Source organism: uncultured Desulfovibrio sp., assembly GCF_944324525.1.
GTDB lineage: Bacteria > Desulfobacterota > Desulfovibrionia > Desulfovibrionales > Desulfovibrionaceae > Desulfovibrio.
Genome location: NZ_CALUWS010000004.1, coordinates 29,405 through 47,993 on the forward strand (window position 1 = coordinate 29,405; position 18,589 = coordinate 47,993).

Annotated in this window: 13 protein-coding genes; 12 read left to right on the top strand and 1 reads right to left on the bottom strand. The window is 65.5% G+C overall.

Annotated features, from left to right (window positions below):
• Positions 1-80 precede the first annotated feature (80 nt).
• The 9 genes from argJ (at position 81) to Q0K12_RS02130 (ending at position 13,102) form a co-directional block, all read left to right on the top strand.
• Positions 81-1,268, top strand: a complete 1,188-nt coding sequence (argJ, locus tag Q0K12_RS02090) for a bifunctional glutamate N-acetyltransferase/amino-acid acetyltransferase ArgJ (RefSeq protein ID WP_297259956.1) — start codon at positions 81-83, stop codon at positions 1,266-1,268.
• Positions 1,269-1,911: 643 nt separating this feature from the next.
• Positions 1,912-3,000 (top strand): recombinase RecA, encoded by a 1,089-nt coding sequence (gene recA / locus Q0K12_RS02095; protein WP_297259958.1) that lies wholly within the window; start codon positions 1,912-1,914, stop codon positions 2,998-3,000.
• Between the two features lie 99 nt (positions 3,001-3,099).
• Positions 3,100-5,772, top strand: coding sequence for an alanine--tRNA ligase (gene alaS / locus Q0K12_RS02100; protein ID WP_297259959.1), 2,673 nt, complete (start codon positions 3,100-3,102; stop codon positions 5,770-5,772).
• Between the two features lie 16 nt (positions 5,773-5,788).
• Positions 5,789-6,970 (top strand): 12,18-didecarboxysiroheme deacetylase, encoded by a 1,182-nt coding sequence (gene ahbC / locus Q0K12_RS02105; RefSeq protein WP_297259960.1) that lies wholly within the window; start codon positions 5,789-5,791, stop codon positions 6,968-6,970.
• A gap of 354 nt (positions 6,971-7,324) precedes the next feature.
• Complete coding sequence (locus Q0K12_RS02110) at positions 7,325-8,665, top strand: hypothetical protein (protein WP_297259961.1); 1,341 nt, start codon at positions 7,325-7,327, stop codon at positions 8,663-8,665.
• Positions 8,666-8,799: 134 nt separating this feature from the next.
• A complete protein-coding gene (gene hemB, locus Q0K12_RS02115; protein WP_297259963.1) occupies positions 8,800-9,792 on the top strand; it encodes a porphobilinogen synthase in 993 nt (330 codons plus the stop codon).
• A complete protein-coding gene (gene ahbD / locus Q0K12_RS02120; protein WP_297259964.1) occupies positions 9,792-10,955 on the top strand; it encodes a heme b synthase in 1,164 nt (387 codons plus the stop codon). Before hemB ends, ahbD begins: the two co-directional genes overlap by 1 nt.
• Positions 10,956-11,169: 214 nt before the next feature.
• Positions 11,170-11,625 carry an AsnC family transcriptional regulator gene (locus Q0K12_RS02125; RefSeq protein ID WP_297260037.1) on the top strand — a complete coding sequence of 152 codons (456 nt, stop codon included), beginning with the start codon at positions 11,170-11,172 and terminating at the stop codon, positions 11,623-11,625.
• A 112-nt stretch (positions 11,626-11,737) separates the two neighbouring features.
• The gene (locus Q0K12_RS02130) at positions 11,738-13,102 is read left to right on the top strand and encodes an NAD(P)/FAD-dependent oxidoreductase (protein WP_297259966.1); all 1,365 of its coding nucleotides are present in this window, start codon (positions 11,738-11,740) and stop codon (positions 13,100-13,102) included.
• A gap of 231 nt (positions 13,103-13,333) precedes the next feature.
• Here Q0K12_RS02130 and Q0K12_RS02135 read toward each other — a convergent pair whose 3' ends face one another.
• Positions 13,334-14,392 (bottom strand): HD domain-containing phosphohydrolase, encoded by a 1,059-nt coding sequence (locus Q0K12_RS02135; protein WP_297259968.1) that lies wholly within the window; start codon positions 14,390-14,392, stop codon positions 13,334-13,336.
• Positions 14,393-14,641: 249 nt separating this feature from the next.
• Between Q0K12_RS02135 and Q0K12_RS02140 the strand changes: the two genes are divergently transcribed.
• The 3 genes from Q0K12_RS02140 to Q0K12_RS02150 all read left to right on the top strand — a co-directional run bounded on the left by Q0K12_RS02140 (position 14,642) and on the right by Q0K12_RS02150 (position 18,446).
• Positions 14,642-16,117 carry a hypothetical protein gene (locus Q0K12_RS02140; RefSeq protein WP_297259970.1) on the top strand — a complete coding sequence of 492 codons (1,476 nt, stop codon included), beginning with the start codon at positions 14,642-14,644 and terminating at the stop codon, positions 16,115-16,117.
• Between the two features lie 411 nt (positions 16,118-16,528).
• On the top strand, positions 16,529-18,094 hold the full coding sequence (locus Q0K12_RS02145) for a hypothetical protein (RefSeq protein ID WP_297259972.1): 1,566 nt from the start codon (positions 16,529-16,531) through the stop codon (positions 18,092-18,094).
• A gap of 157 nt (positions 18,095-18,251) precedes the next feature.
• Positions 18,252-18,446, top strand: coding sequence for a hypothetical protein (locus Q0K12_RS02150; protein ID WP_297259973.1), 195 nt, complete (start codon positions 18,252-18,254; stop codon positions 18,444-18,446).
• Positions 18,447-18,589 lie beyond the last annotated feature (143 nt).

The following is an 18,589-nucleotide window of genomic DNA, read 5'->3' on the forward strand; positions in this document are numbered from 1 at the left end:
ATCATGAAGGGCGGGAATTGTGTCCGAAAGGGCGGAATTCCCGCCTTTGTTCCATGTGTCCATCCTCCACGGGGTCAATGATGAAAAACGATCTGCCTCAAGGCTTCCGCGCCGGCGCCGCCGCCGCGGGTTTCAAGAAGCCCGGCCGTAACGATATCGGCCTTATCGTCTCCGACCGTCCGGCCGTCATGGCCGCCCTCTTCACCACCAATGCCTTCAAGGCCGCGCCGGTTCAGGTCGGGCAGGAGATCCTCTCCCGTTACGGCACGGCCCGCGCCGTGCTGGCCAATTCCGGGCAGGCCAATGCCTGCACCGGCAGGGAAGGGCTGGAGAACTGCCGCGAGACCCAGCGGCTGGTGGCTGAAGCCGTGGGCGTGCAGCCGCACGAGATCGTGCCCCTGTCCACCGGCGTCATCGGCGCGCAGCTCAAAATGGATCTGTGGCGCGCCGCCGTGCCCGCGCTGGCCGAAAGCCTCGGCACGCAGGATGCCGAAGGCTTCACCCGCGCCTTCATGACCACGGACGCCTTTCCCAAGTTCGTGACCCGGCAGGTCCGCCTTTCCGGCGGCGAGGTGCGGCTTGCGGGCATGGCCAAGGGCGCGGGCATGATCTGCCCCAACATGGCCACCATGCTTTCCGTGGTGCTCACCGACGCCGCCGTGGAGCGCGAAGCCTGGCAGGACATGTTCGCGCGCGCCGTGGCCAAGACCTTCAACCGCGTCACGGTGGACGGCGACACCTCCACCAACGACACCGTGCTCGGCCTGGCCAACGGCGCCTCCGGCGTCTCCGCCGCCGCCGAGCAGGACGCCCGCCAGCTTGAAGACGCCCTGACCGACGTGCTGGGCCGCCTTGCCCACATGCTGGTCAAGGACGGCGAAGGAGCCACCAAGGTCATGCACATCAGCGTCTGCGGCGCGGCCAGCGATGCCGATGCCGAACAGGTGGCGCGCACCGTGGCCCATTCCCAGCTCGTCAAGACCGCCATCTACGGGCAGGACGCCAACTGGGGCCGCATCGTGGCAGCCGTGGGCCGCAGCGGCGTGGCCATCGACCCCGACGCCGTGCGCCTCACCCTCTGCGGCGTCGAACGCTTCCGCGACGGCCAGCCCGTCAATGACCATCTGGAAGAACAGCTCGCCGAACTCCTCAAGGGCAAAGACATCGAAGTGGGCATCGAGCTGGGCGACGGCCACGGCGTGGCCGCCGTGCACGCCTCCGACCTGAGCCACGATTACGTCAGCCTGAACGCCGATTACCGTTCCTGACCGGCGCTTGTTCCCCCTGTCGCGGCTCAGGGCCTGTCGACACTATTGCTGTTGGGGGGAAGGGGAACCCCTCCGCCGGCGCGGGAGGGGTTCCCCTTCCCCCCAAGCCCCCCAACCCTTCCCCAGCGCGCTTTTACCGTGGGAAGCACCGGAACACGAGGCAAGACCGCCCCAAAAGGCACGCGGGAGCCTTACGGGCATCGACAGCAGAGCGCGACCGAAAGGCGGCCCGGAGGGCCGTGCCTGTTAGGCCGCAAGGCCTTACAGGCATCGACAGCAGAGCGCGACCGAAAGGCGGCCCGGAGGGCCGTGCCTGTTAGGCCGTAAGGCCTTACGGGCATCGACAGCAGAGCGCGACCGAAAGGCGGCCCGGAGGGCCGTGCCTGTTAGGCCGCAAGGCCTTACAGGCATCGACAGCAGAGCAAGGGGCTCCCCTTCCCCCAAACAAGCGGCGAAGCGTCTTGGTTCGAGAACGATTTCAGCTTGAAAGGCTCTATTTTGCCGTCGCGAGAGGGTCGTATCCCCACGGATGCGGCCCTCTCGCCGCCTGGCGGGGGCGCGGCCCGGCAAGCGGAACAAGTTGCCTTGCCGCTCTCCCTTTGCTAGACTGCACAGCCAATCATCTTTTTTCTGGAGCAGCCCTATGGCCAAGAAACCGGCTCTCACCCCCGAAGAAGCCCGCGCGGAGGCCCTCGGCACCGCGCTTTCCACCATCGAACGCAAATACGGCAAGGGCGCCGTCATGAAGCTCTCCGACGATGCCCATGTCCAGATCGCGGTCATCCCCACCGGTTCCATCGGTCTGGATCTGGCCCTCGGCGTGGGCGGCATACCGCGCGGGCGCATCACCGAGATCTTCGGCCCGGAATCTTCGGGCAAGACCACGCTGACCCTGCACATCATCGCCGAATGCCAGAAGATGGGCGGCACCTGCGCCTTCGTGGACGCCGAACACGCGCTGGACGTCAGCTACGCCAAGCGCCTTGGCGTCAATACCGACGAGCTGCTGATTTCCCAGCCTGACTACGGCGAACAGGCGCTGGACATCGCGGACATGCTGGTACGCTCCGGCGCGGTGGACCTGGTGGTGGTGGACTCCGTGGCCGCGCTCATCCCGCAGGCCGAACTGGAAGGCGACATGGGCGAGTCCCAGGTGGGCGGGCACGCCCGGCTCATGTCGCACGCCATGCGTCGCCTCACCGGCACCATCCACAAGTCCCGCACGTCGGTCATCTTCATCAACCAGATCCGCATGAAGATCGGCGCGCAGGGCTACGGCAGTCCGGAGACCACCACCGGCGGCAACGCGCTCAAGTTCTACTCCTCCGTGCGTATGGACATCCGCCGTATCCAGACCCTCAAGGACAAGGAAGAGTCCTTCGGCTCGCGGACCCGCGTCAAGGTGGTCAAGAACAAGGTGGCCCCGCCCTTCCGCAGCGCCGTTTTCGACATCCTGTACGGTCAGGGCATCTCCCGCGCCGGCGAACTGCTGGACCTTGGTCTCGACGCCAAGATCATCGAACAAAGCGGTTCCTGGTTCGCCTTCGGTTCCGAAAAGCTGGGACAGGGCCGCGAAAAGGTCCGCGCCCTGCTGGAAGAGGATGCCGAACTGCGCGGCCGCATCGAGGCGCAGGTCATCGAGTTCCTGGGCATGCACCCGCAGGAATTCACGCCTTCGGCCGACGACCTCTCCGAAGAGGGGGCCGAGGATCTGCCGCCGGAAGATTTGTAGGCCGTCCTGCCGATCGCCGCACGGCCGGGCCCGCCCGGCCGCCGCTGCGGCCGGCCCGCAGCCCCGCCGCTCCCCGCGCACCGCACAAAAGGAACTCTCATGCTGACCGCCAAGGAAATACGCCGGAAATATCTTGCCTTCTTTGCCCGCCACGGCCACCGCATCGTGCCGTCCGGGCCCATCATCCCCAGCAATGACCCCACCCTGCTCTTCACCAATGCGGGCATGGTGCCCTTCAAGAAATACTTTACCGGGGAAGAGACGCCGCCCTGTACGCGTCTGACCTCCTCTCAGAAGTGCCTGCGCGTCTCCGGCAAGCACAACGACCTCGAGAACGTGGGCCGCACGGCGCGGCATCACACCTTTTTCGAGATGCTGGGCAATTTCTCCTTCGGCGACTACTTCAAGCGCGAAGCCATCCGCATGGCCTGGGAATTCGTCACCGTGGAGCTCGGCCTGCCCAAGGATCGCCTGTGGATCACCGTCTACAAGGACGACGAGGAAGCCGAGACCATCTGGCGCGAGGAGATCGGCGTACCGGCCGAGCGCATCATCCGCCTGGGCGAGAAGGACAACTTCTGGACCATGGGCGACACCGGCCCCTGCGGCCCCTGCTCGGAGATCCATTACGACCAGGGCGAGGACATGGCCTGCGGCCCGGATTGCGGCGTGGGCCGCTGCGACTGCGACCGCTTCCTTGAGATCTGGAACCTGGTCTTCACCCAGTTCGATCAGCAGCCCGACGGCAGCCGCCTGCCGCTGGCCCGTCCCAACATCGACACCGGCATGGGCCTCGAGCGCATCGCCGCCGTCTGTCAGGGCAAACGCTCCAACTTCGATTGCGACCTCTTTCAGGACATCATCGGTTACGCGGCGGAGCTCGCCCATGTGCGCTACAGCTTCAGCGCGCCGGACACCAACGACGTGGACACGGCCCTGCGCGTCATCGCCGACCACGCCCGTTCCGCCTGCTTCCTCATCGCCGCGGGCGTGCTGCCCTCCAACGAGGGACGGGGCTACGTGCTGCGCCGTCTGGTGCGCCGCGCCCTGCGCTTCGCCACCCTCATGGGCGTGCATGAGCCCTTCCTCTATCAGGTCTGCCGCAAGGTGACCGAGCTCATGGGCGACGATTACCCCGAACTGACCGAACAGGCCGAGTTCATCGCCCGCGCGGTGCGCGAGGAGGAGCAACGCTTTTCCCAGACGCTGGGCAAGGGCCTCGAACTGCTGGAAGCCGAGCTGGCCGAGCTGGCCGCGCGCGGGGAGACCCGCATCACCGGCGAGTTCTGCTTCAAGCTGTCGGATACCTACGGCTTCCCGCTGGACATCGTGACCGACGTTTCCGAGAAGCGCGGTTTCCAGGTGGATGCCGCCGGCTTCGAGGCCTGCATGGCCGAACAGCGCCGGCGGGCCCGCGACAATCAGAAAAAGGCCGGTCTGCTGGGCGCTCAGGGCGGCGGCGACCTGCCCGCCGCGCTGACGCAGGGCCAGTGGAACAGCATCTATGTGGGCGACGCCATGCTGACCGCGCAGGGGCACATCCTTGCTCTGGTCGATGAACAGGGCGAAAGCGTCTCCCGCCTGCCGGAGGGCGGCAAGGGCTATCTCGTCTGCAGTCAGACGCCCTTTTACGCCGAGTCCGGCGGCCAGTGCGGGGATACCGGCCTCATCAGCGCCGCCGGCGGCGCGCAGGCCCGCGTGCTGGATACCCTCAAATGCCACGGCCTGCCCGTGCATCTGGTGGAAGTGTTCTCCGGCAGCCTGGCCGTGGACGACGAGATCTGCCTGAGCGTGGACGCCGACCGGCGACGGGCCGTGACCCGCAACCACAGCGCCACCCATTTGCTGCACGCCGCTCTGCGCAAGGTGCTGGGGGCGCACGTCAAGCAGGCGGGCTCGCTGGTCACGCCGCAGCGCCTGCGCTTCGACTTCAGCCATCTGGCCGCGCTCACGGCGGACGAACTGGCCGCCGTGGAACATGAAGTCAATGCCGCCATCATGGCCGACCTGCCGGTCCATGCCCGTGAGATGTCGCGGGACGAGGCCGAACGCGCAGGGGCTATGGCGCTTTTCGGCGAGAAATACGGCGATACGGTGCGCGTGGTGAACATGGGCGACGGCGAGGAGCTCTATTCGCTGGAACTCTGCGGCGGCAGCCATGTGGAGCGCACGGGCGCCATCGGGCCCTTCGCCGTGCTTTCCGAGAGCGGCGTGGCCGCCGGAACGCGGCGTATCGAGGCCGTCACCGGCTGGGGCACGCTGGAACTGCTGCGCGAACAGCGCGAGAGCCTGCAGGGGTTGGCGGCCCGGCTCAAGACCCGCCCCGACCAGATCGGGGAACGGGTGCAGGCCCTGCAGGACGAGGTGAAAAAATTGCGCAAGGCCGTGGAAAAGGCGGCCGCGCCCGCTTCCGGCGACATCATGCAGGGCGTGGAGGAGATCGGCGGCATCAAGGTGCTCGCCGCCCGGCTGGAGAACGTGCCCGTCAAGGCATTGCGCGACCTCATGGACGGGGTGCGCTCACGCCTGCCTTCGGGCGTGGCCTGCCTGGCCACGGTGGAAGGAGACAAGGTGGGCCTTTTGCTCTACGTCTCCAAGGATTTGCACGGCCGCTTCACCGCGCCCGCGCTCATCAAGACCGTGGCCGCCCCCTGCGGCGGCTCCGGCGGCGGCCGTCCCGACCTCGCGCAGGCGGGCGGCAACAATGTGGACGGCATCGAGGCCGCCTTTGCGGCCCTGAAACAGGAAATCGACGGACATCCCGCCCAGTAAGGATACAGGATACATCATGATCGGCATCTCCAAACTCTACTGCGGACAGGTGGAGCCCTCGGACGCGCTGCGCTACGGCCGGCATTCCGGGCAGCTCCCCTCCCATCTGCTGCAATTCTCCAAGGACAAGAAGCCCGTGGTCGTCTGGAACATGACCCGGCGCTGCAACCTCAAATGCGTGCACTGCTATGCTCAGGCCGTGGACGTGGACGGCGCGGACGCCATCTCCACCGAAAAGGCCAAGGAAATGATCGACGACCTCGCGTCCTACGGCGCGCCGGTCATGCTCTTTTCCGGCGGTGAGCCGCTGGTGCGCAAGGATCTGGTGGAACTGGCCAGCCATGCCACCTCCAAGGGCATGCGGGCGGTCATCTCCACCAACGGCACCCTGATCAGCAAGGAAAAGGCCCGCGAACTCAAGAGCGTCGGCCTGTCCTATGTGGGCATCTCGCTGGACGGTCTGGAAGCGGTGCATGACCACTTCCGCGGCGTGCCCGGCTCCTTCAAGAAGGCGCTGGAAGGCATCGCCAACTGTCAGGCCGAAGGCCTCAAGGTGGGCCTGCGCTTCACCATCAACAAGCGCAACGTGGCCGAGATCCCCGGCATCTTCCGCCTGCTGGAAGATCTGGAAGTGCCGCGCGCCTGCTTCTATCATCTGGTCTATTCCGGACGCGGCTCCGAGCTCATCAAGGAAGACCTCGACCATGCCGAGACCCGGCAGGTGCTCGACCTCATCATGGACGAGACGCGCGCCCTTTTCGACAAGGGCAAGCCCAAGGAAATCCTCACCGTGGACAACCACGCCGACGGCCCCTATGTCTGGATGCGCCTGAAGCGGGAAGATCCCAAGCGGGCCGAAGAAGTGTTCGAGCTGCTCCAGTACAACGAGGGCAACAATTCCGGGCGCGGCATCGGCTGCATCTCATGGGACGGACAGGTGCACGCCGACCAGTTCTGGCGCAACCACACCTTCGGCAATGTGCTGGACCGCCCCTTCTCCGCCATCTGGGACGATCCCTCCATCGAGCTGCTGCACAAGCTCAAGGACAAGAAACTGCACGTCAAGGGCCGCTGCGCCCAGTGCCGTTTCCTCAATATCTGCGGCGGCAACTTCCGCGCCCGCGCCGAAGCCTACTACGGCGACGAATGGGCGCAGGACCCGGCCTGCTACCTCACCGACGAGGAGATCGGCCTGTAGCCTGCCGCTCCGCTGCTGCGGGGGAGGGGTGACCCTCCCCCTTTTGGGGGGTGGATGTATCACACGCAAGAAGCCGTTTCATACGGGACGCACTTTGGTGAAGGACATCCAGACTCTCTCTGCCGCCGGATGCCACCGATATATGTAACCCTATGGAATCCCTTCGCATGCCCCAGTCTCTCTCTCTCTCTCTCTCTCTCTCTCTCTCTTAGCATAGCTCTGCTGCTGGCCGGGCAAAGCCTGCTAGTGCAGAGTCTTACCCTTGGTCAGTGGACAGGATTTATCATACCCGATCTGGCCGGTGCTGCATTGCTCGTATTGCTTTGCGGGCCGCGTTTGCTGCGTGTCTGGGTAGTGCTTCAGGGATTGTTTTCTCTCTTTGCCCTGAGCTATCATACCTCGCTCGGCATGCCGCCCACGCTGGCGGATCTGGTCAATGGCACGTCCTATGCCATTGATATAGGGCTGCCCTCACTGCTCCACTATGTAGACACGGCTGCTCTGAGCTGGCTTGTGCCCTGCTGTCTGCTTCTGTTCCTGCTCTGCGGGAAAAAGCCGCGCTACGGCTTCCGCGTTCGCCGCTGGAGCCTTGTTCCTCTCGTGGCGCTCGTAGCGGCTTTTGTCCTTAGCGTGGGCAAGCAGCCGCTCTCAGATTTTTTCCCGGAAAATTATATCCACCGGACGGACAAAAAATATTTCGCCGCACCGGGGCGGCGCTCGCTGAAATACCGTGGCTACCTGACCAGCTTCAGTCTGGAACTGGGTACTGGGGCCGCCTGGACCTTTCGCCACCTGCAACCCACGCCCTGTTCGGCTGACGGTATCGAGGCCATCCCCGTACCGCCCGCTTCCTCACAAATAGCCCTCGTCCAAGTGGAAAGCCTGGATTGGGGTCTGCTGGACAGGGAGGTGGAGGGCGAGCAGGTCATGCCCTTCCTGCACAGCCTGCTGCCGCATGCCATCGTCCTGCGACTGGACGGTACCAAGAAGCTTGGCTCGGCCAATTCGGACTTTGAGATCTTCAATGGGCAGGAAGCTTCCTCCAGCGTGGTGCATTACGAATTTTTGACCAGCTACCCGCGCAGCCTGTTTCGCTGCCTGAGCGCTGATCGCAGGCGGATCATGGCCTTCTGCGGAGTTCCCGCGGACTACATGAACCTCGCGGCAGCGTATCCGCTCCTGGGCATTACGGAGTACCGCGCGCTGGAACGCCTCAAAGCCGACGGGCTTTCGCCGCTCCCCGTCTGGTGGGCGGGCGTCGTCCGGGACGAAGATCTGCTGGCCTATGCGGCGAAGCATCTGCCGGAGGGGCCTTTCGTGCAGTTCATCATCACCATGAACATGCATCTGCCCGAACATGTCGCCTTGCTGAAGGACCCTCCGCTGTTTACCGGAGCCCCCGACAGCGCCTTCCTCACCACAGCCCGCACCACGGATGACGCCCTGCGCGACTATGTCGCGGCCCTGCCCGACGGTGCGCGGCTCATCCTCTGGGGGGATCACCGCTCTTACGGACGCAGCACGGGGGACGTTCCCTTTCTCATCTATACCAAGGGGCAAAGCCATCCCTTCGACGGCAGCGGGCTGGACGGCCTGACCCGCTGCAAGATGCACCATTATTTGCGCAAGCTCTTTGCCTGCCCGGCTCCGCCGGAGGAGACCGCGCCGGACGGACAGGCCGTCTGTCCCCGCTGACGCGACGGCCGCCCCACCTGGACGAGCCTTGCGCGCAAGGCTTTGCGCGGACGACGTTTTGCGCTATGCTGCCTCCGGGCCTGAGGCCCGCACTCCGTCACCAACCGCGGGAACTCCCGCATCGAGGTATACCCATGTCTCATCCGCTCTTTCATCGTGGCCGCCGTCTGCGCAGCAGCGCGCAGATCCGCGACATGGTCCGCGACACGGCCCCTCTGCTGGCCGAAGATCTCATCATGCCCTATTTCGTGGTGGAAACGGACGACCAGTCCTTCCGCAAGGAGATCTCGGCCATGCCCGGCCAGTATCAGCTTTCCCTCGGCGAGCTGGAAAAACAGGTGGAAAAGGCCGTGGACAACGGCCTCAAGTCCGTCATCCTCTTCGGCATCCCGGCGCGGAAGGATGAAAAGGCCTCCGGCGCGTATGCCGAAAACGGCATCGTGCAGGAAGCCGTGCGCCGCCTCAAGCACCGCTGGCCAGACCTCTACGTCATCACCGACGTCTGCCTGTGCGAATACATGAGCCACGGCCATTGCGGCGTGCTGACCCCCGGCGGCGTCGTGCTCAACGATCCCACCCTGCCCCTGCTGGCCAGGACCGCCGTCAGCCATGCGGCGGCCGGAGCGGACATGGTGGCCCCCTCGGACATGATGGACGGCCGCGTGGCCGCCATCCGGGCGGCGCTGGACGAGGCGGGCCTCGTGATGGTGCCCATCATGTCCTACGCGGTGAAGTACGCTTCCGCCTTTTACGGGCCCTTCCGCGAGGCGGCGGAATCCGCGCCGTCCTGCGGCGACCGCAAAGCCTATCAGATGGATCCCGGCAACCGGCGTGAAGCCCTCATCGAGGCGCTGACGGACGTGGAGGAAGGGGCGGACGCCCTCATCGTCAAGCCCGCCGGGCCGTATCTGGACATCCTGCGGGAGGTGCGCGATGCCGTGAACCTGCCGCTCTGCGCCTATCAGGTCAGCGGCGAATACAGCATGATCCGCGCGGCCGGGCTCAACGGCTGGATCAACGAGGAAGCCGTCATGCTGGAAAGCCTGCTGGGCATGAAGCGGGCCGGGGCCCGCATGCTCATCACCTATTTCAGCGAAACGCTGCTGGAAAAGAGGCTGGTGCGCTGATGACGGCTCACCCGCATACCGCAGCGCACGGCCGGCAGGGCGGCCCCGCCGGACACCCGGGACACCCGGGACAGGCCGGCGGCATGGGCGCGCCCCGCGTCCTGCCCGACGGCAGCCCCACCTGCAAGCTCATCGCCTGGGAGGTGACGCGCTCCTGCAATCTGGCCTGCAAGCACTGTCGGGCCGAGGCGCATCCCGAACCCTATCCCGGCGAGCTGGATACGGCGGAAGCCAAGGCGCTCATCGACACCTTCCCCGAGGTGGGCAAGCCCATCATCATCTTCACCGGCGGCGATCCCATGATGCGGCCGGACGTCTATGAACTGGTGGCCTATGCCCATGCCAAGGGCCTGCCCTGCGCCTTTTCGCCCAACGGAACGCTCATCACGCCCGAACTGGCCGAAAAGATCCGCGACGCCGGGGTGGACCGGGTGTCCATCTCCATCGACGGAGCCGACGCCGCCAGCCACGACGACTTCCGCGGCGTGCCCGGCGCATTCGACGCCTCCCTGCGGGGCATCGGCTATCTCAAGCAGGCCGGGGTGCCCTTCCAGATCAACACCACGGTGACGCGCAGCAACCTGCACAGCTTCAAGGACATCTTCCAGCTGTGCGAACGCCTCGGCGCGGCCGCCTGGCACATCTTCCTGCTCGTGCCCATGGGCCGGGCCGCCGGTCTGGCGGACCAGGTCATCACCGCGCAGGAATACGAGGATGTGCTGCACTGGTTCTACGACTTCCGCAAGACCACAAACATGCACCTCAAGGCCACCTGCGCCCCGCATTACTACCGCATCATGCGGCAGCGGGCCCATGAGGAAGGCCTTGCCGTCACGCCGGAGACCTTCGGCATGGACGCCATGACCCGCGGCTGCCTCGGCGGCACGGGCTTCTGCTTCATCAGCCATACCGGTCAGGTGCAGCCCTGCGGCTACCTGGAACTGGACTGCGGCAACGTCCGCAAGACGCCCTTCCCGGAGATCTGGCGCAACAGCGCCTATTTCAAGCAGTTCCGCACCCAGTCCTGCTACGAGGGCAAATGCGGCGTCTGCGAGTTCCACAAGGTCTGCGGCGGCTGCCGCGCCCGCGCCTGGAGCATGAACGGCGATCACATGGGGCCCGAGCCCCTGTGCACTTACGAACCCAAACGGCAGGGGCGCTGATCCCTGCCCGCGCCGGGAGCCGTCCGCCCGAGGGCGGCCCCCGCGCGCCCCGCACCCCGGCGCTCTCCCGGAGTGCATCAAACGGCCGCCATGCCGCACGGCATCCCCTTTTTCCGCGGCCAGCCAAGAGGAGAACCCCATGTCCCCATCCCCCGTCACCCCCGCATCGTCTCCCGTGGCCGACGGCGCCGCCGTCTCTCCCGAGCCGGTGGCGCTGGACGCGCTGGACAGACGCTTGCTGGACATCATCCAGACGGCCTTCCCGCTCACGCCGCGCCCCTATGCCGAACTGGGCCGGCAGCTGGACATCAGCGAGGAAGAGGCCTTCCAGCGCGTACGCAGCCTGCGGCAGCGCAAGATCATCCGCAGGCTCGGGGCCAACTTCCAGTCCGCCAAGCTGGGTTTCGTCTCCACGCTCTGCGCGGCCAAAGTGCCCGACGAGCGCATGGAGGCCTTCGTGGCCGCCGTCAACGCCTGCCCCGGCGTCACGCACAATTATCTGCGGGAGCATGCCTACAACATCTGGTTCACCTGCATCGGCCCTTCGCGGGAAGACGTGCAGGCCACACTGGACGGCATCACGGCCCAAACCGGTGTGCCCATCCTTAACCTGCCTGCCACCAAGATGTTCAAGATCCGGGTGGACTTCCGCATGAGCGACGATGACTAGACGCGCCCGCCCCAGGAACGTTCGGGGAGATGCCGTGCCGTGTCCCTTCCCGGCGGCGGGGCGAACGACCGGCATTGCCGGCTTGCTGTCAATCTGATCCAGGAGAACGACCATGACCTACGATGTTTGCATCCTCGGCGGCGGGCCCGCCGGCGTCCGTGCCGCCCGGCTGCTGGCCGCGGCCGGAAAGAAGACGCTCCTTGTGGAAGGCGCGGAAGTGGGCGGCACCTGCCTCAATCGCGGCTGCATCCCCACCAAGATGCTGCTGGGCGCAGTCACCGCCAGGGCGGGCGTACAGGCGCTGGAGCGGCAGCGCGTGCTGTCGGCTGAAGTGAAGCTGGACTTTGCGGCCATGCATGCCCGCATGCAGCGTTTCGTCAACGGCACCCGGCAGGCGCTGAGCAAGCAGCTCGCCGCCGAAGGGGTGGAGACCGCCTGCGGCTATGCCGTCCTTGACGGGCCGGGCCATGTGAAGCTCAAGACCGGGCAGGGCGCACGGGATATTGAAGCGGACGACATCATCATCGCCACGGGCTCGCTGCCCGCGACCTTCCCCAGCATGCGGCCCGACCACAGCGTCATTTTGGACAGCACGGATCTGCTCGCCTCCCCCGACGTGCCGGAAAGCCTGCTCATCGTGGGCGGCGGCGTCATCGGCCTGGAGATGGCCGATCTGTACGCGGCGCTGGGCTGCGCGGTCACGGTGGTGGAAGCCGCGCCGCACATCCTGCCCAGCGAAGATGACGACATAGCGGCCGACATGGCCAAGTCCCTGAAGAAACGCGGCATCAGCGTGCTGGCGGGCTGCATGACGCAGGGCCTGCTGGCGCGTGACGGCAAGGCCGTGCTGCGCCTTGCCGACGGACAGGAACAGGTGGCCGCCAAGGCCCTGCTGGCCGTGGGCCGCCGTCCCAACACCCAGGGGCTGGGCTGCGAAAGCGCGGGCTGCCGTCTGGACGGCCGCGGGGCCATCGAGACCGACGAATTTCTGGAAGCCGCCTCGCACGTCTACGCCATCGGGGACGTCAACGGCCGGGTGCAGCTGGCCCATGCCGGCGAGCATCAGGCGCTCTATGTGACGCGGCGCATCCTCGGACAGGTCAGCGGGCCGTATGCCGGCGGGCCGGTGCCGGCCTGCGTCTACGGCAGTACGGAGGTCATGCGGGTGGGCCAGACGGCCCGTGACGCGGCTCTGCAGGGCAAGGTCACGGTGGGCGTGGCCCCGCTGAGCGCCAATCCCATCGCGCAGGCCCACGGCGACATCACCGGTTTCGTGAAGGCCGTGCGCTGTGACGGACGACTGGTGGGCATGGCGGCCGTGGGGCACGGGGTCTCCCATCTGGTCACCGCCGCACAGCAGCTCGTGCTGCACCGTGTGGACAGCGGCCACCCGCTGGCCTTCATGTTCGCCCATCCCAGCCTGGACGAAAGCCTGGCCGCGGCCCTCGACGCGCCGCAGAAGGAGCTTTCCGCCTAGGGCCTGAGCGTTTTTAAATCCTCCGGCCTGGCGCTTCGCGGAAAAACCCGGTTTTTCCACTGGTTCGGGCCGGACGGCGCTGTACTGCCTCGCGTTTTGCTTTTTCAAAGGCAACGCGGGCAGGCGGATCCAAAACAATGACAAAAGGGCCGGAGCGGCATGCCGCTCCGGCCCTTTTCCTGTCCGCCACACCGGCGGGCGGACAAGCGAAATGCAGGGGGGGCCCTCTCGTCAGGACCGGTGCGTCTGGGCGATGCTGTGGAAATCCGCCTCGCAGGCCAGGAAGGCCGCGCCCACCACGGGATCGAAATGGCTGCCGATGCCCTCGCGGATGATGCCCACCGCCTGCTCGTGCGACATGGGATCCTTGTAGGGACGACGGCTGATGAGCGCGTCGTAGACGTCGGCGATGGCCATGATGCGGCCCACCAGCGGGATACGCTCCCCGTCGAGGCCCAGCGGATAGCCCGTGCCGTCCCAGCGCTCATGATGGCTGAACGTCATGTCGCGCAGCACCTGCAGGAAGGAGCCGTCATGCACGGTCTGCATGGCCCGGCTGATGGCGGACGCGCCGAAGATGGTGTGACGCTTGATCTCCTCGAACTCTTCCTTGCTCAGGCGGCCGGGCTTGTTGAGGATGGCGTCCCTGACGCCGATCTTGCCGATATCGTGCAGCGGCGAGGCCCGGATCACGTCACGGACGAAGCTGTCCGTCAGCTCGTCGTGGAAACTGCCGTCCTCCTGGAGCTGCCGGATGAGGCGCTCCACATAGGCGCGCGTGCGCTGGGCATGGCCGGCCGTGTTCTCGTCGCGGCATTCCACCAGATCGGAGAGCGCCACCATGATGGCGTCCTGCAGCTCGAAGATGGTCTTGGTGTTTTCGCGCACCCGCTCTTCAAGACGGCAACGATATCCGTAAAGATCCACATGGTGCAGCACGCGGGCACGGATGATCTCCGGCGAGAACTGGTTGCCCACAAAGTCCACGGCCCCGCTTTCCAGCCCCCGGCGCTCTATTTCCTGGTCCGTGAGCGACGTGACGAAGATGACCGGCACATCCGCGATGTCGGGGATATCCTTGATACGGCGGATGACCTGAAAGCCGTCCTCGCCCGGCATGTCGATATCCAGCAGGATGCACTGGAGAGCCAGACGCGGGATCTCCTTCAGGGCTTCCTCGCCACTGCCGTAGGCATGGATGCTGAACGTATCCTCAAGGAGACCGGCAAGGAACTGCCGCTTCATGCGGTTGTCGTCAATAATGGCGATATGCTTGGGGGGAGTAGCCATACCCTATCCTCATAGTATAATATAAGGCAAAAAATTTACTCTTTTATTTTTCCTACGACAAGCTTTTTCTCAACTGCTCATGTGCCGCGCCGACTTTTCGGACTCCCCGCCGCTTGACGAATCCCGGCACACCCCCTAGCTTTTCCGGCAGATGCCGGCTTGCGGGAGGCGGGACCTCTGCCCAGCCTATCCCCCGCATCCGGCGCATGCCTTGCCGCCCCTTTGTCCCGTACGCTGACGGAGCCCGCCATGCCGCCCGATCTCGACTTTTCCGGAAACTATCTTTTTGTGGCCGAGCGCCTGCGCATGCACCGTCTGGACGAAAGCCTGCGTCCCCTGCTGGAAGCGCGGGGCGGCCGCATCGTGCGCCTCCAGGCCGACGGCGAGCCCCCCGCCACGTCCGACGGCTGGAACCTGCTGAACCTGCCCCCGGACTTCTTCGCTCGCCATGCCTTCCGGGCGGCCTTCACCACGGACAACTCCGCGCCACGCGATCTCGTCCCCCCAGAGGTGCCGCTCATCGCCATACCGCATGCCTTCTGGGAGACGCCGCAAACGGAAAAGTTGCTGGGCGGCTGGGCGGCCTATCTGGGCAATGCCGACTATTATCTGACTCAGGATCTCCCCTCCCCCGGTCCGGGAGCCATCGTCCCCTCCCTGCGGCGGCGGGATGCGGTGCGCCTGCTGCCCTTTGGCAACCTCAAGCTCGATCTTCTGCGGGAACGCTGGCTGGACGAGCCACGCAAGGACGTCATCATGTACTGTTGCGGCATCACGGCCCACAGCCGCCCGATGCCCGAAAAGCTGGCTATCGTCCGGCGCTGTCTGCGGGATTTCCCGCAATACCTGGTGGTCGTCCGCCCCTTTCCCGGGGCGGCGGCAGCCTATGCCCCGCTGGTGGAGGCGCTCGGCCATGACGGACGTTTCGTGCTGGATACGGGCGGCAGCACCCTGCGCTACCTGCCCCGTGCGGCGGCCCTGCTGTACGATGTCCACACCACGACGGGGAATTTCTTCCTACTGGCCACCGGGCAGACGGGGGTCTGCCTTCCGGCTGCCGGCAGGGACGAAAAACCGCTCCCCTATGCGCATGTCGCGTCCACGCCGCAGGAGATCTCCGCCGCCGTCGCCGCCTGCCTCAGTCAGCGCGAACAAGGCGAGCTCCCCGCATTGCGCCGCCTGCGGGAGACCATCCTTTACCGGCCCGGAGAGGCACGCCGTCTCTTCTGGGAATATCTGTCCCACATCCTGCGGGCTGCCGTGCCCCCGCAGGCGGTCGCCGTGGCCTGCGAATATCTCGGCGACTGCCGCCCCGCCACGCGGCAAGACGAGCTGGCGCTCCTGCTCCAGCGCCTTGAAGCCGGCACGGTGGAGCGATCCTACAACCTCTTTCGGGAGTATCCGCTCTACAACAGTCTGGAAGCCTTCTACCGGACCCTGCGCCGCCGGGCGGAAAAAGGCCTGCCCTGCCTTGTCCGCCTGATCCGCCAGCCCGGCGGGCAAAGGCTTGGCGTCTGCCGGGAAGCGGATATGGACAGACCCTTCCTCTGCTGGGGGCCGCTGCGCGATTACGGGCCTCCCGGCCTTATGCACATCCAGACGCATGCGCCGCAACGCCTTGCCGCCCCGACCGATGACTGCGCCCTCCTGCTCCCGGACAGGAGCAGGGAGCTCTTCTCACAGGCATTTGCCGGACTCATCCGCGCTGTCTATGGTACGTCCTGAGCATGACCGCAGGAAGCGGCAGCCTGCTCCGCGGGCCCAGACCTTCCGTCCGGCGGCTTATTTTAACGAACCGGCACTATTAGAGAACTTTCCGCTTGAAATGCTTGGCGTTTCAAACCATGTGCCTCTCGTTTCGCGGAAAAACGCGGTTTTTCCGCTTGGTTTGGGTCGGCGGCGCAGTGCCTCCGCCTCGCGTCCTTCCTTGTGCAGAGGCAAAACGCACTCTTTCCGGAAGGACGCCAAGCGTCATGTCGGACCAACAGAAGGTGGCGAGAGGGCATGCTCAGGTCCATCTCTCCTGCGGCAAGTTTTTTCTCAAGCGCCGTGGGCCCCCCGACGCCCCGCGCGCCCTGATGCTTGACGAATCCTGACGCCCTCCCTAGTCTTATCCGGCAAATGCCGGTCTGCGGTATGGCAGCGGGGCCTTTTCCCGGTCTGTCCGCCGCCTGTCCCTGCCTTGCCGCCCTGTTGTCCCGCACGCTGACGGAGCCCGCCATGCCGCCCGATACGCAACTTTCCCACCATGCCGGCGATGCCGATCTTTCCGGGAACTATCTTTTTGTGACGTCTCAGCCGTACATGCACCGCCTGGACGAAAGTCTGCAGCCCCTGCTGGAGGCGCGGGGCGGCCGCATCGTACGGCTTCCCACCGGCGGTCTGAGCAAACGGAACCTTCCGCAAGGCTTCTTTGCCCGCCATGCCTTCCGGGCGGCCTTTACCGTGGACTGTACCGCGCCGTGCGATCTCATCCCTTCTGATTTGCCGCTCATCGCCATCCCCCATGCCTTCTGGGGCAGGCCGCAGACGAAAGCCCTGCTGGAGCTCAAGCCGTTCTATCTGGGCACGACCGATTACTACCTCACGCAGGACGGCCCCGGGGCCGCCGAGGGCCTCGTATGCTCCATGCGGCGGCGGGATGTCGTGCGTCTGCTGCCTTTCGGCAGCCCCAAGATTGACCTGCTGCGGCAATGCTGGCTGGACGAGCCCCGCAAGGATACCATCATGTACTGTTGCGGCATCACGGCGGACAGCTGCCCGATATCCCAAAAACTGGCGATCGTGCGGCGCTGTCTGCGGGATTTCCCGCAATATCAGGTGGTCGTCCGGCCCTATCCCGGCGCGATGGCGGATTATGCCCCGCTGGTGGAAGCATTCGGCCACGACAAGCGGTTCACCCTGGATACGGGCAGCACGACCCTGCGCCACCTACCCCGTGCAGCCGCGCTACTTTATGACGCCAACACCACAACGGGGCAGATGTTCATGCTGGCCACCGGCCAGAAAGCCATTTGCCTCCCCTCTCCCGACCCGGGCAGAAAACTCTTCCCCCATACGCATATTGCGGCCACGCCAAGGGAAGTCTCCGCCGTCATCGCCACCTGCCTAGCCCAGCTCGAACAGGGCGAAGTGCCTGAGCTGCGTCGTCTGCGGGAAACCATGCTTTACCGGCCCGGAGAGGCACGCCGTCTCTTCTGGGAATATCTGTCCCACATCCTGCGGGCTGCCGTGCCCCCGCAGGCGGTCGCCGTGGCCTGCGAATATCTCGGCGACTGCCGCCCCGCCACGCGGCAAGACGAGCTGGCGCTCCTGCTCCAGCGCCTTGAAGCCGGCACGGTGGAGCGATCCTACAACCTCTTTCGGGAGTATCCGCTCTACAACAGTCTGGAAGCCTTCTACCGGACCCTGCGCCGCCGGGCGGAAAAAGGCCTGCCCTGCCTTGTCCGCCTGATCCGCCAGCCCGGCGGGCAAAGGCTTGGCGTCTGCCGGGAAGCGGATATGGACAGACCCTTCCTCTGCTGGGGGCCGCTGCGCGATTACGGGCCTCCCGGCCTTATGCACATCCAGACGCATGCGCCGCAACGCCTTGCCGCCCCGACCGATGACTGCGCCCTCCTGCTCCCGGACAGGAGCAAAGATCTCTTCTGCCAGGCGTTTGCCAAGCTCATCCGTGAGATCTACGCCGGGCCCAGCGCATGACCGCAGGAAGCGGCAGCCTGCTCCGCAGGCCTGTCCTTCCGCCCGGCAACTAATCTTAGTGAATCGGTATTATTTAACGCAACATGCCTCCTCCCTTGTCAAAAGCTTAGTAGATATGTATTATTTAATAAAATGTTCACCCACGGAGGTACCGCGTATGGCAGAACAGGAACAGGAACCACAATCTCAGGATGCGCCCGTCATCCCAGAGGTCGACAATCTCAACAAGGGGGTACGGCTGCATATGGCCCGCTCGGCCTGCCTCCTCATGTCCGGCGACCGCAATCTTTCGCCGCGCGACGCGGTCCTGGACGTCTACCAGGTCTATCGGGACATCCTCAAACTCTGCTGAAAATTTCGCGCACACGTCCGACGTAACGGTCCATTTCCCCGGAAATACCGTCAGACCTCCGTGCATGCGCCTGTAACGACTTCTGTACAGGCCGGCTAACGGCCTCCGCATCAAACCTTTTCTGCCGTGATGTGCCGCCGCAT